Genomic DNA, 12,323 nt, shown 5'->3' on the forward strand with positions numbered 1-12,323 from the left:
TGCCCGCGATCACGACCGCGTCGATGGCTTCTCGGCGACCGCGTCCGCGAGGACGAGCGCCACCATCGCCTCGGCGCCGTGCCCGCGGCGGGCACGGCGGAGACGTCGGAGTGCTGGTGGTGGGCCGGGTCTCCTCGCCGGTGGTGACGCCCACCGTCTTCAGGGCGCGCGGCACGGTCGCGATCGGCTTCATCGCGGCCCGCACCCGCAGCAGCTCACCGGTGCTCAGCCCGCCCTCGGTGCCGCCGGCGCGCCCGGCCGTGCTGATGATCTTGTCGTGCTCCTTGGAGTCGGGCACCCGGGCCAACTCGAAGCCGTCACCGATCTCGACGCCCTTGATTGCCTGGATGCCCATCAGGTGCGCACCGAAGCCTACGGAGGTGTACCCGTTCGTGGGACGACGCACAAGTGGCAGCCGGAGCAGCTCGTGGGCCTGATCGGGCAGGCCGGGCTGCGCCCGGAGCTGGCCGGCCGCGATGGTGTACTTCGACAGGTGCGTGACGGGCTGTGGGGTGACGGCGGCGGGGTAGGCGCCTGCCTCGGGGTAGGCGCGGCCGTAGACGGGGATCGAGGTGGTGCGGTCCTTGGCGGTGATGAGTGTCTGGCTGCTGTCGTCGGCCGGGAAGGTCCACCTGCCGCCCGGGTTGTCGAACCAGGCTTTCTGCCCGCCGTACCAGATCGCAGTCCAGTCGCCCTGCTGGGCGGCGACGACGAACCGTTGCCCGGCCACGGCCTTGTCGCCCCAGTCGAATCCGGCAGTGGTGCCGGAGCCGGTGGAGTGCAGGTAGGGGTCGGCGATCAGCGGGTCCCTGGAGCGGGACATCACAGCGGTCGAACACGTCCTGGCCGACCCCAGCCGACCCCTTCCAGAGCGCCTCGTCGAAGCGTTCGACCAGTGGGCGGGCCGCCACATCGGCCCGCTGACGCGCGACGTCGCGGCGGACATCGAGGACAACCCCGACCTCCTCGGCGAGATCGCCGAGACCACGCCGCGACGTTTCGAGGAACTGATCACAGACGCGATCGCCGCCGAGTCAGGACAAGACGCGGCCCCCCCCTTGTCGCACAGACGATGATCAGCGCATCGAATCGGCCTCAAACGTCAGGCCGCATCACGGGAGTTCTACCTCGAATGACTGGGGGTCGCCATCGATCTCCTGGTGCGCTGAAGATACTTACTGTAAAAGACAAGCTGATGCCGGGGGCGGCGTGTGCCCTGCCAGTACGGTCACCCCCCCGACGCGGCACGCCAGCCGAGCCACCGGCGGACGGCGATCACGAGCGCCGGACCGGTCGGCGGTCGCTGCCGGTACGGCGCGTACTTCTCCCGCAGCAGAGCGACGGCCGCAGGGTACTTGCCCTGGTTGCCGGGCGGCAGCACGCGGGCGTCACCGTCCGCGCGGACCCACCACAGCCGCTCCCAGTCCTCGTCGTACGCGTCGACGAGCAGGCAGACAGCCGGGTGGGCCGCGATGTTGTCCAACCGTTTCAGCCGCTGCGACCTCTTCGGCTTCCAGTCGACGGCGGTGACGATCTCCTCGCCGTGGGCCGCGAAGACGACCGGCACCAGATGCGGGCGCAGGCCCGCGTCCACCGTCGCCAGGCGCGCCACCCGCGCGGTCGTGAACCGGCGGCGCGCCTCGTCCTCGGCCATGTCCGGCACGGTCAACTCCTATTCAGCGGTAGCCGCGAGCTGTCACCGGTGGCCGGACGTGGCCTCGGCCAGTTCGTCCAGGGTCCGCAGCGTCTGGTTCTCCGGCAGGGTCGGCAGATACAACAGGACCCGTTCGACGCCGAGTTCGGCGTAGGTGTCGAGCGCCTTCCGGTCGTACCGGCCTGCGTACACCACGACGGACGGGCGGTCACCGGCCGTCCGCCGCATACGCGCGATGCGTTCGCCCAGCTTCTCGAGCGGCGGATCGCTCGGCATCCACGCCGCACCGTACGCGGCGACGCGTTCGAAAGCGCGCTCGCTGTCGCCCCCGACCCAGATGGGCGGATGCGGCTTCTGGACCGGCTTGGGCCAGGCGTAGACGGGATCGAAGTCGACGAAGTCGCCATGGAACTCGGCCTTCTCCTTGGTCCACAGCTCGATCATCGCGCGGATGCGTTCGTCCATGAGCCGCCCGCGGACGGCCGGATCCGTCCCATGGTTGCGCATCTCCTCGCGGTTCCAGCCCGCGCCGACCCCGAAAACGGCCCGGCCGCCGGAGATCAGATCGAGGGAGGCGACCTCCTTCGCGGTGTGGATCGGATCGCGCTGGATCACCAGGGCGATGCCGGTGCCCAGGAGCAGGTCACGGGTCACCGAGGCGGCCGCGGCGAGCGCCACGAACGGGTCGAGCGTCCGGTAGTAGATCCGCGGCAGCTCACCGCCCCCCGGGTACGGGGACTCCCGCTTGACCGGAATATGCGAGTGCTCGGCCAGTAGCAGGGAGTCGAACCCACGCTCCTCCAGGGCGGGTCCCAACGCCTTGGGGCCAATGCCTTCATCGGTGACAAATGTCGATACTCCGAACTTCATCCGCGACCACCTCGTCTCGTCGGCACACCTGCTGTCAGTGTGAGGGGGCCGGTCCCTCCTCGTCGGGCATGACCTCCCGTGGCGTGGCGTGGCGTGGCGTGGCGTCCGGACCCCATGCCCACTGTCACTGCCCGACCCACGCGTCCGCCGGCCGCTGCAGGGCCCACCTCGCACAGCGCCGCAGTGGTGAGCACGAGAACGCCGTCCGATCGCACGCGGGTCGTCACGGAGCTCGTAGACGATGTCGAGCATGCGCGCCCGGCCCTCGCGATCGTGTGGCGGCCAGCGCCTTCCACGTCCGGCTCCAGCTCAGTTCGCCCGGCGGTCCGGCGGCGATCAGCCGGCCCTGGTTCAGCACGACGACGTGGGTGGCGCGCGCAGGACGGCGGCTGCCCGTTCGGTGTCGCCCGCCTGGAGGCGGCAGGTGCCGGCGGCGCCGAACGAAGTCGCGGGCCCGGCGGCTTCCATCGCGTGTGCGTGGCTGGGAAGCGCACTACACGACCTGGGAGTTTGACCATGTCTCCTGGCTAGCAGGCCTCGTAGAGCGGGGCTGCCCCTCCGAGCCGCAGGCGTCGAGCTGGAGAAGATGAGACGCCGCGTACGCCTTTCGTGCCTGGCCTTGTTCACGGCGATCGCGGCCGGGCCCGTCGCCCTGGGCGTCACGGTGATGTCCGGCCCGATCACGGTTGCCGCCGCCCCGTCGAACAAGCCCACCGCTGTACGCACCGCGGACGTCGCGGCCAACCCAGCTGGCTACCCCGCTGGAACAGGTCCGGGACCGGTATCGCCGACGGCTCGGGGATCGTGGTGCGGACCCGTTTGCGCAGGCGCATGCCCTGGATGGAGAACTTGCCCATCACGCGGGCCCCCCCGTTTCTCGTTGATCTTCCGGCCGTCGGCGCGGAGCTCGGCGGTGATCCGCGGGGAGCCGTAGGCGCCGTCGGAGTCGGTGTGGACGGCGCGGATCTCCGCGGCCAGGGCCCGGTCGGCGGCCCTCCGCGCGGTCCGCGCGTCGGCCCCGTCCCGCCACTTGTAGTAATTGGACCGATTCACGCCCAGTACCTGGCACAACCGCTTCACGCTGAAGGCGTGCCCGCGCCGGCCTGGTCGACGCCCTGGTCACCGATGCGCTGCGACTGCTGGGCCACCTGCCCGACCAGCAGCTGGGCGAGAAGGCCGCGAACGCGGTCGGCATCCTGGCGCTGGTCGCCGGGCAGGACGTCGAGCCGGCCGAGGACTCCGACGGCCGCGACGGACGCTGGCGCATCAGCCAGGGGACCGCTCCAGGCCGCGTCGTGTCCACCGTCGACCCCGAAGCCCGCCACACCCACAAGACCCGCCCCCACCAGCAGGACGGCTGCAAAGCCCACCTGGCCATCGAGCCCGAGACCGGCTTATACACCGCCGTGGCTATGCGGCCCGGCGCCGGAGCCGAGCACCACGAGGCCACCGTCGGCCTGGACCTGCTGGCCGACGAGGAGAGCCCGGTGGACCCCTTCGGCAACACCGCCTAATCCGCCGGCGACATGCGCCAAGTACTGCACCAGGCGGGGCACCGGCTGTTCTTCAAGCCCGCCCCGCTGCGGCCCGCCGTCCCCGGCGGCTTCACCCTGGACGACTTCGCCATCGACACCGCCGCCGCCACGGTCACCTGCCCCGCCAGGCACACCGTTGTGCTGTCGGACCCCGGGGGACAGCACAATTAGTGCTGTGACCGGGAAGGTTCACCGGGTTGGGTCGCGCTGATGACTCCCTCCGGCTCGGATGGGATCCGGGGGCGCAGCCCATGATGGCGATTCTTGAGAAGACGACCGACGTTGCCCCTCGCCTCACTTGATCTGGTTGTCAACGGCTCGGGATGAATGGCATGCGTGATATTGACGGCGATCCGGTGTTGCCTGGTCGATGAGGTAGGAGGGTGTGTCCCGGCCCTGCTCAAGGCTGTTCGGTGCTGGTTCGGAGCAGCCCTACGACGCCGCGGGGGTGTTCGGTCGTGTCGCATATCGGTGGCGCATGGCGTCGCTGGCTGCGGGACCCGCGGTGAAGACGTAGGTGTCGCTGTCGTCGAGCCGGCGGCCGGTCTTGGCGTCGACGACGACGGGCTCGACTTCCTCGCCGCTGTGCGTGTCGATGAGGATCATGCTGCGTTCGGCCGGTGTGAGGCGGGAGTTGCCCCACGCGGCCAGGGCGACGATCACCGGCCGCAGGGAGCGCCCGAGTTCGGTGAGGACGTACTCGTGGCGTACGGGGTTGGTCTGGTAGGGCCGGCGCTCCAGCAGTCCGTCGGCGACGAGGGTCTTCAGCCGGGTGGTGAGCATGCTGGAGGAGATGCCCAGGCTCTCCTGGAACTGGTCGAAGCGCGTGTAGCCGTCGAACGCGTCGTGGAGGATCAGCAGCGTCCACCACTCGCCTACGTGTTCCACCGTCGTGGACAGTGGGCACTCCCGGTCCTCCAGCCTGATCCGGCTTGCCATGGTGGCCATCCCCTCGGTTACTGCTAAAGTCGAAGTTAGTAGCTTCTATTTTAGCAGTAATGACGGGAGCGGGGCCTTCTGCGCCCGCACCCGGGAACGGAGCACACCGTGACCACATCCATCAGCGAATCCCTCGAAGGCCGACGCGCTCTGGTCACCGGCGGTACCAAGGGCACCGGAGCCGCCATCGCCCGACGCCTCGCCCAGGCCGGCGCGACCGTGCTGGTCACGGCCCGCAGCCGCCCCGACGACGTCGAGGAGAAGGCGTTCATCCCCGCCGACCTGTCCACCGCCCAGGGCGCAGCCCACGTGGCCGCCGAGGTGGACGCCCGCGTGGGAGGCGTCGACATCCTGGTCAACACCCTCGGCGGGTCCGAGGCGCCGGCCGGAGGGTTCGCCGCGCTCGGCGAGGACGACTGGGCCAGGGAGCTGGACACGAACCTGCTGGCCGCCGTCCGCCTGGACCGCGCGCTCCTGCCGCACATGATCGCCACGGGTAAGGGCGTGATCGTGCATGTCACCTCGATCCAGCGCCGCATGCCGCTGTGGAACGGAACCCTGGCCTACGCGGCCGCCAAGGCCGCCCTGACCACCTACAGCAAGGGCCTGGCCAACGAGGTCGCCCCGCACGGCGTCCGCGTCAACACCGTCTCGCCCGGTTTCGTGCAGACCTCGGCCGCCGACAACCTCGTCGCCCGGATCGCCCACGAAGCAGACATCACGCAGGAAGCGGCGCTGGGCCGGCTCATGGACTCCCTGGGCGGCATCCCGCTCGGCCGTCCCAACCGGCCCGAGGAAGTCGCCGAACTCGTCGCCTTCCTCGTCTCCGACCGCGCCTCGGCCATCGTCGGCGCCGAACACGTCATCGACGGCGGCACCACCCCCACCGTCTGAACCGCCACCACCCCAAGGAGCGTCATGCATGACAACCAGCCCCGCACCAGCACCCCGGACACCCTGCCCGAGGTGATCAGCCGCTACCTGACAGCGCACCGCGCCCACGACACCGCCACCGCACTCACGGCGTTCACCCATGAAGCCACAGTGATCGACGACGGCAACACCCACGAGGGCATCGAGGCGATCGGGGAATGGCTCGACCGATCGGCTGCCGAATTCACCTACACCATCTACCTCACCGGCGCCCAGCAGACCGACGCAACCCGCTACATCGCCACCCACCACCTCGAAGGCAACTTCCCCGGCGGGACCATCGATCTGCGCTACCAGTTCACACTCCGCGACGGCCTCATCGAACGCCTCGTCATCGAACCCTGAGTCCCTGCCGTCGCCACCCGTTGCCGCCAGGCGAGAAGCCCCGCTCGCCCCGCAATCTCGGCGACTCACCTTCCTGCCAGGTCAGGCCGCCAATCACAGGGGCCGTCCGCCCCAGCGGATGCCTTTCTCGCTGCGGATGCGGGCGCGTTCCTTGCGTTCGGCGGCCAGGACGTCGCGGTGGCGAGCGTTGGCGTTGCGCCACCGGAGGTAGGCGTGCAGGGCCCGGGTCTGAACGGTGTGGTTGGGGTGATTGGAGTTGGCGATGGTGAACTGCCGCAGCGGTCCGAAGTGGGCCTCGATCGGGTTCGCCCAGGAGGCGTAGGTCGGGGTGAAGCACAGCTCGACCTTGTGCTTCTTCGCCCAGCAGCTGATGCCAGTGCCTTTATGGGCGGACAGATTGTCCAGGATCACGTAGATCGGGGCACCGTCGGGCCGGGCGGCACGGATCGACTTCAGCGCGGCCAGCGTATTGGTGGCGCCCTTCCTGCGGCGGTTGACGCCCCACAGGGTGTCGTCGCCGACCGAGTAGCAGCCGTGGAAACAGCGCACGCCGTGCGTGCGGTGGTAGGTGGCGGGCAGCCGGTCAGGGTGTTTCCGCTCGGCCCAGCCCGAGCCGGCAGTGGGCCGGATCCCGAGCGGGCCGAACTCATCGAAGGCGAACACCCGGTCCGGGAAGCGGCCAAGGACGTCCTCGATCCGGTCCAGCTTCGCCTCGCGGTCCGGGTCGGGGGATTCCTTCCACGTCTTGGTGCGCTGGAAGGTGACACCGCGGCGGGCGAGCAGGCCGCGTAATGCCTCACGGCCGAGGCGGATCACTCGGCCGTGGACCTTCCGCAGGTAGGCGACGAGCTTGCGCAGCGACCAGCGGGTGAAAGGCTGGCCGAGCTTGGTGGGGCGGGTGGTGGCCGTCCGGACGACGAAGTCCTCGTCGTCACGACTGAGCAGGCGGGGACGGCCTCCCGCCCACCGAGGGTCCAAGCAGGCCAGGCCGATCTCGTTGAACCGGTGGATCACATCGCGCACGGTGTCCTCGTCGGCCTGCACCAGCTGGGCGATCACCGGCACCCGATTCCCGCTGGCCGAGGCCACCAACATCATTACGCGCCGATAGCGCACCGAGTTGGTGCTGCCACGACGCACAATCTGCTGCAGTTTCTGCCCCTCCTGGTCGGTCAGTCTGCGCACACGGACAGGCTCGGCCACTGCACCTCCAACGGTCGGATCGAACGTCACCGCACATCCAACCGTCACGATCACCAAACCGGCGAACCTATGTGGTCACAGCATTAGCGCAAGGCGGCTGGCTTCGTTCATCTCCAGGAACAGCGATTGTCGACCGGTTCTGGAGTCAGTTGTCTCAGTGGAGGCGCAGGGTGATGTTCTGCCATGGTGTGGTGGCGGTGCCATGTGATGTGCAGTGCTGGTCTGTGGAGGTGACGGAGCGGTAGGCCGTCGCGAGTGGGGGGTTGGGGATTTGTGGTTCGGCCAGGGGCTGCCAGGGTGCGTCGAACCGGAAGGCGGGGTTGTGGGGGCTGCTCACGGCGGTGAAGAGGAGGTCGCCCGCGGTACACGGGGGCAGGTCGCCGCTGCTGAAGGATTCGGTGTCGCTGCTGTCGGCGGGATTGGATTCGCCGCTGCTCCACGGGCCCGCGGCGTCGATCCCGCGGAATGCGTCGACCGTGGCGTAGGCGTAGGTGGCCTTGGGCCAATGGACGGTGATCTGGTCGAGGGTGGTCAGCGGCTGGGCGCTGACGAGTGCGAACAGCATCAGACGGTGGCTGCTGTCCTTGAGTTGTGCGTACGGCTGGTAGATGTTGCCGTCCGTGTCGGTCACGGTGACCGCACCTGAGGCGGCATCGGTGAGTGTGACGGTGACGATGAGTGCGTCGCCCCAGGCGACCGGGTTCAGGACCTGCAGGTCGGCCCCGGTGGTCGACACCTGCTCGGAAAACATGTCGGCGCTGGCGACCCGGATGGCATGGACAGTTCTGCTCGCGTTGTAGGCGACATGGCTGCCGTGGTGTGACGAGAGAGCGGCCATTGGGCCGTGATCGGATGAGATGGCCGTGACCGTCAGCAGGGCGGTGAGCAGGACGCCGTAGCGTGCCGCGCGTCCTCTCCCGCGTGCGTGTCCGGCCCGATCGCCGGCTGCCTCTGCCCCTGAGAACGCGCCCGGCTCGTCTGGCGCAACGACCGTGGGATGCGGATCGTCACGATCGGTGGGTGCCATTGCGGCGGGAGCGGTCGGTAACGCGCTGTCGACGCGCCCGGGCCGGGCCAGCGGTAACGCCTGACGGGCAAGGCGAAGGAGTTCCTCGCCCTCGTCCTCTGACAGGCCGAGCGCCGTGGCCAGCAGCCGCAACGTCTCACGTCGGGGCCGGGCAACCCTGCCGCGCTCGAGGTCACGGATGGCCCGCACGCTCAGTCCCGAGCGTTCGGCGAGCTCCTCCTGCGTCAGCCCGGCCTCACTGCGTCGGGCGCGTAACAGCGCCCCGAATCGGCCCTCGCTCATCACGCCCCCCGCCGGATGATCCAGATCACTGCAGGTGAGTACACCACAGGGTGTCTGCCGGGAAAACTGCCGGTCTTTCTTCCGCCTGTTCTGCCTGGTCACCACCGTGGGCGGCTGCGGACGATCGGCACCGGAAACCCTCGGCCAGCTTTGACCCGTCACCTCACGCCGGGCCGCCCCAGGCGGCACAGCCTCGTAATGAGAGGGCGTCGACCACTCGGGCTGGCCCTGCACTCAGATGAAATGGAGAAGGGCATGAGAAAGACTCTTGGGCGTCAGGGAGTCAAGCGGGCCGCTGCCACGCTCACCATCGTCGGCACGCTGCTGGCCACCGGTGTCACCCTGGCCCAGAGCGCGTCGGCCAACACCGGTGGTGGCGGCTGCCGGGACAAGGGCTACGCCGATGAGACCTACGGGATCTCTGAGCTGCCCTGCTCCCGTGGAGACGGCGGTCACGGCGTCAAAGGGGAAACCAACTACAAGAACCCGAACCACGTCGGCATCTTCCCGTGCGCGCAACTGCTGAAGGTCAACTCCGACCACAGCACCACCCAGGTCGGTAACTTTGGCTGCCTGGGCAAGTGGCTGGCGTCAAACCAGGATGACGGGTCGATCCAGTTCAACACCGGCACCTTGGTCGTGCCGAACGGCACCTACGTGGTGCAGGCGGGCTACTGGGAGTACGACCCGAACGGCAACCTCGTGTACATCGTGGGGGCGCAGGGCACCCCAGTTCAGGTCTATGGGTGATCGTTGGCTCAGGCCTGCGCCCTGACCAACCATCACTCACAGTCGGCACCACCTCCAGCGCCCAGACAGCAGCCGTATCAGGCTGCCTGACGGTCGACGCCGACTGCGACTGTCTAGCGCTCATCCGGCGCGTCTGAGCCGACGCCATGGAACTGAACGCGGTGGTGGGCCGCACGGAATCCTCCGTGTGGCCCACCACCGTCTCCGCACTGCGTCATCCCCGGTTTCGGGTATTGCGGTCCCTCACGTCCACCGCATCCCGATGGCGCAGAGCTGCTCGATCCGCTCTGGTGACAGGGTCGCGGCCCGGCTCCGCTGGTTCCCGATCCACGCCCCGAGCTTGATCTGCTCTTCTTCCTGGTCCTGGCTGCTGCCATCGTCCCCCTCGCCGCCAAGGACGATGGTCTCGACGTGTTTCCTGGGCACCTGCAGGTGTCCTTCGCGCTGGTAGTACTGCCGGGCGGCCGCCAGGTTCATGGCCCATTTGTCGGCCTGGGTGCGGCGCGACTGTGGTTTCTCGTCCTCGCTCGCGGGTTGGATGCCGAGGATGTGTTCGCACATCCACTGCTGGACGCCTGTGAGGTTGTCCCAGCCGAGGCGGACTGATCGCACCCACCGTCCGAGGTCCTCTCCCTGGTGCACGATGTCGCCCGGCTTGGTGGGCAGCTCGCCGCCCTGTTCCAGGTGCTGGCGGGTGAGATGGAAGGCGCGTTGCCATTCCACTGGCCAGGTGGGGCACCACGAGGGGTCGATATCCTCGAGCTGCTCGCGCCGCTCCTCCGACAAGGCGCCGGCCGACGACCTCACCGGCAGTCCTTCGGCCCGCCGCTGCTCGATGTCGGCGCCCCGGCGGGCGGCGGCCCTGGCGTTCTTCAGCCAGATGCCCACCCGGTAGCCCTGGTAGGTGGCGTCCAGCGGTGCCAGGAGATGCCCGTGTTCCGCAGCCCACCCGCGGGCGGCGGCCAGGCCTTCTTCCCATGCGACGTCGAAGTGTGACCAGACCATGCCCAGCTTCTCCAGCTGCCGGACGCGGTCGGCGTCCATGTCCCCACGGGCGTAGAACCGGCGAGCGTCGGCGATCCATTGCCCCAGCGGGAAACCGGCGAGCGAGGCCGGCCACCCCTCGGCCTTGGCCTCCTGGTCGTCGCGGCCGGGCACGCGGTAGGCGAACGGCACCTTCAGGTCCCCGTGGAGCCGTTGGTACAGGGCGGCGGCTTCGATGCCGCGCCGCCAGTGCTGGTGCTCAGGGTTGAGCACCCGCAGGTTGATGAACGCCGCCAGCTGCGCAGGGTCACGAGGCGTGCTGAACTTCAGTAGCTCCCGGGCCGGCACCGACAGCCGGTTGCTTCGGCCACCCTCGGCAGCCTGGCCTTCCTCGCCCCATGAGCGGCTCTGTACGCCTGTGACACGGCTGCGCGCGGCTCGGCCAGTGCCTCCACGACGCGGGCGTCGTGCGCGCGGAGAGCTTCCAAGAGCCTGGCCAAGCCAGCGAACGCCCTGCTGGTGAGCATGTTGTCCGCCGTCTCGTACGCGGCGCGGAAATCAACGGGCGGACCAGAGCAGCTCGGCAGCGACCTATCCGGTGGACGACGCCGAAGCCCGCCTGGCCTGTGTAGCCGTGACCGGTACACGCCGGCGCCTGGACCTCGGTGGCTTGTCCTGGATCTACGACAACCCGGATATTGCAAGTCAGGACCAGGCCGCTTCGGCTGATTGGGGGCCGGCTGGGTCCTCGGCCCGGGTTCACGTCGCCCGCTCAGCTGATCCGATCTCTCAGGTCTTCGGTACCTCGGTCACTGGACGGCACTGGCTGGATCTTGCTGCTCTCCCTTGGGATCGACGCGCTGGCGCCGGCGAAGCGGTTCCCGCGGATCAACCGGCCGTGGACCAACCAGAAGTCGTTGTCCAGAACGGTGGTCAGTTTGAGCGCGATCCGATCGGCGTGCATGCGCCGCTTCAAGCCATATCCAGCGAACATCGCATCCGCATTACCTGGTCATGGGGCCAGCTTGACCTGTTCATCCTAGGGTCGGAAGCCGCGACTGAAACGGGGTTCATAGATGGGCGACGGCAAGGTCCCCGGCAAGGTGCTGGACATCAAGACCGCCGACATCAAGGCGGCGGCACCGGCCTTCCAGAAGGGCGCCATCGATCTGAGCAAGGCCCTGACCACTCTCATCAAGACCCTGGACGGCCTCGGTGAGCCCTGGGGCCGCGACGAGCAGGGCAACCAGTTCGGCGGCGTCTACAAGCCGCACCAGAAGTCGATCGAGAGCGCGGCGGGCATCCTGGTGCTCGGGCTGACGAGCATTCACGAGGCCATGGTGGACATGTCGGACGGGCATGTGGACAACGACAAGCTCGTCGCTGGCATGTTCAAGGAAGTGAAGACCGACAAGCAGAGCGACGGTGCCGGTGAGCGTTGAGGACAAGGCCCGCCACATCCTTCTCAAGATGGGCCTGTGGTGGCCGGAGGCTGACCCCGACAAGCTGCGTGACGCGGCGAAAGCGTGGCGTGCGTTTGCCGATTCGGTGGACGACGTCCGCGCCCCTGTGAACCGCAGTGCGTCCGGGATCATCCACAACAACACGGGTGAGTCGATTGAGGCGTTCCACAAGTTCTGGGACCGCTATTCCAAGGGCAAGGACGGCGGCTGGCTGAGCGACCTCGCGAAGTCCTCGCGGGACATGGCCAACGCCTTGGACAAGTTCGCCGGCGCCATCGACGACGCGATCAACAAGCTGTGGACGCGGATAGCCATCGACGCGGTCGTGATCGCGGGCG

Annotated in this window: 11 protein-coding genes and 4 pseudogenes; 6 read left to right on the plus strand and 9 right to left on the minus strand. The window is 68.6% G+C overall.

Annotated elements, in window-relative coordinates; translation table 11 throughout:
- Positions 1-27 precede the first annotated feature (27 nt).
- From AB0L59_RS41950 to AB0L59_RS41965, 4 genes and pseudogenes are all read right to left on the minus strand, one after another.
- A pseudogene (locus tag AB0L59_RS41950) lies at positions 28-358 on the minus strand (chorismate synthase); the annotation flags it as partial.
- An 870-nt stretch (positions 359-1,228) separates the two neighbouring features.
- On the minus strand, positions 1,229-1,654 hold the full coding sequence (locus AB0L59_RS41955) for a TIGR03668 family PPOX class F420-dependent oxidoreductase (RefSeq protein WP_365593402.1): 426 nt from the start codon (positions 1,652-1,654) through the stop codon (positions 1,229-1,231).
- A gap of 42 nt (positions 1,655-1,696) precedes the next feature.
- Positions 1,697-2,524 (minus strand): LLM class F420-dependent oxidoreductase, encoded by an 828-nt coding sequence (locus AB0L59_RS41960; protein ID WP_361817536.1) that lies wholly within the window; start codon positions 2,522-2,524, stop codon positions 1,697-1,699.
- A gap of 753 nt (positions 2,525-3,277) precedes the next feature.
- Positions 3,278-3,604 (minus strand): IS3 family transposase, encoded by a 327-nt coding sequence (locus AB0L59_RS41965; protein WP_365593406.1) that lies wholly within the window; start codon positions 3,602-3,604, stop codon positions 3,278-3,280.
- An 11-nt stretch (positions 3,605-3,615) separates the two neighbouring features.
- On the opposite strand from AB0L59_RS41965, the pseudogene AB0L59_RS41970 reads away from it, so the two are divergent.
- A pseudogene (locus tag AB0L59_RS41970) lies at positions 3,616-4,185 on the plus strand (IS5/IS1182 family transposase); the annotation flags it as partial.
- A gap of 306 nt (positions 4,186-4,491) precedes the next feature.
- On the opposite strand, the gene AB0L59_RS41975 reads toward AB0L59_RS41970, so the two are convergent.
- Positions 4,492-4,998, minus strand: a complete 507-nt coding sequence (locus AB0L59_RS41975) for a helix-turn-helix domain-containing protein (RefSeq protein ID WP_365593408.1) — start codon at positions 4,996-4,998, stop codon at positions 4,492-4,494.
- A gap of 108 nt (positions 4,999-5,106) precedes the next feature.
- On the opposite strand from AB0L59_RS41975, the gene AB0L59_RS41980 reads away from it, so the two are divergent.
- Complete coding sequence (locus AB0L59_RS41980; protein WP_365593410.1) at positions 5,107-5,892, plus strand: SDR family oxidoreductase; 786 nt, start codon at positions 5,107-5,109, stop codon at positions 5,890-5,892.
- Between the two features lie 24 nt (positions 5,893-5,916).
- Entirely contained in the window at positions 5,917-6,276 is a 360-nt protein-coding gene (locus tag AB0L59_RS41985) for a nuclear transport factor 2 family protein (RefSeq protein ID WP_365593411.1), read from the plus strand.
- A 93-nt stretch (positions 6,277-6,369) separates the two neighbouring features.
- On the opposite strand, the gene AB0L59_RS41990 is transcribed toward AB0L59_RS41985, so the two are convergent.
- Together AB0L59_RS41990 and AB0L59_RS41995 are read right to left on the minus strand one after the other, a co-directional pair.
- Positions 6,370-7,479: an IS630 family transposase gene (locus AB0L59_RS41990; RefSeq protein WP_365593414.1), complete on the minus strand. Its 1,110-nt coding sequence runs from the start codon at positions 7,477-7,479 to the stop codon at positions 6,370-6,372.
- 154 nt (positions 7,480-7,633) lie between these two features.
- Complete coding sequence (locus tag AB0L59_RS41995) at positions 7,634-8,788, minus strand: helix-turn-helix transcriptional regulator (protein WP_365593417.1); 1,155 nt, start codon at positions 8,786-8,788, stop codon at positions 7,634-7,636.
- A gap of 255 nt (positions 8,789-9,043) precedes the next feature.
- On the opposite strand from AB0L59_RS41995, the gene AB0L59_RS42000 reads away from it, so the two are divergent.
- Positions 9,044-9,538, plus strand: coding sequence for a hypothetical protein (locus AB0L59_RS42000; protein ID WP_365593420.1), 495 nt, complete (start codon positions 9,044-9,046; stop codon positions 9,536-9,538).
- Between the two features lie 243 nt (positions 9,539-9,781).
- Here the strand turns inward: AB0L59_RS42000 and AB0L59_RS42005 are convergent.
- Positions 9,782-11,064, minus strand: a pseudogene (locus AB0L59_RS42005) (helicase associated domain-containing protein); the annotation flags it as partial.
- Positions 11,065-11,294: 230 nt separating this feature from the next.
- The gene (locus tag AB0L59_RS42010; protein WP_365593422.1) at positions 11,295-11,516 is read right to left on the minus strand and encodes a hypothetical protein; all 222 of its coding nucleotides are present in this window, start codon (positions 11,514-11,516) and stop codon (positions 11,295-11,297) included.
- An 82-nt stretch (positions 11,517-11,598) separates the two neighbouring features.
- On the opposite strand from AB0L59_RS42010, the gene AB0L59_RS42015 reads away from it, so the two are divergent.
- Both AB0L59_RS42015 and AB0L59_RS42020 read left to right on the plus strand, forming a co-directional pair.
- Positions 11,599-11,964, plus strand: a complete 366-nt coding sequence (locus AB0L59_RS42015) for a hypothetical protein (RefSeq protein ID WP_365593425.1) — start codon at positions 11,599-11,601, stop codon at positions 11,962-11,964.
- Positions 11,954-12,323 (plus strand): annotated as a pseudogene (locus AB0L59_RS42020) (hypothetical protein); the annotation flags it as partial. The gene AB0L59_RS42015 and the pseudogene AB0L59_RS42020, both read left to right, overlap by 11 nt.

This window comes from Streptomyces sp. NPDC052109, from assembly GCF_040680195.1.
Classification (GTDB): Bacteria; Actinomycetota; Actinomycetes; order Streptomycetales; family Streptomycetaceae; genus Streptomyces.

What these genes read in the sequence shown, in the direction of transcription:
- AB0L59_RS41955 (WP_365593402.1), bottom strand. Translation starts at nt 1,654, where the DNA reads ATGGCCGAGGACGAGGCGCGCCGCCGGTTCACGACCGCGCGGGTGGCG.
- AB0L59_RS41960 (WP_361817536.1), bottom strand. Translation starts at nt 2,524, where the DNA reads ATGAAGTTCGGAGTATCGACATTTGTCACCGATGAAGGCATTGGCCCC.
- AB0L59_RS41975 (WP_365593408.1), bottom strand. Translation starts at nt 4,998, where the DNA reads ATGGCAAGCCGGATCAGGCTGGAGGACCGGGAGTGCCCACTGTCCACG.
- AB0L59_RS41985 (WP_365593411.1), top strand. Translation starts at nt 5,917, where the DNA reads ATGCATGACAACCAGCCCCGCACCAGCACCCCGGACACCCTGCCCGAG.
- AB0L59_RS41995 (WP_365593417.1), bottom strand. Translation starts at nt 8,788, where the DNA reads ATGAGCGAGGGCCGATTCGGGGCGCTGTTACGCGCCCGACGCAGTGAG.
- AB0L59_RS42000 (WP_365593420.1), top strand. Translation starts at nt 9,044, where the DNA reads ATGAGAAAGACTCTTGGGCGTCAGGGAGTCAAGCGGGCCGCTGCCACG.
- AB0L59_RS42010 (WP_365593422.1), bottom strand. Translation starts at nt 11,516, where the DNA reads ATGTTCGCTGGATATGGCTTGAAGCGGCGCATGCACGCCGATCGGATC.
- AB0L59_RS42015 (WP_365593425.1), top strand. Translation starts at nt 11,599, where the DNA reads ATGGGCGACGGCAAGGTCCCCGGCAAGGTGCTGGACATCAAGACCGCC.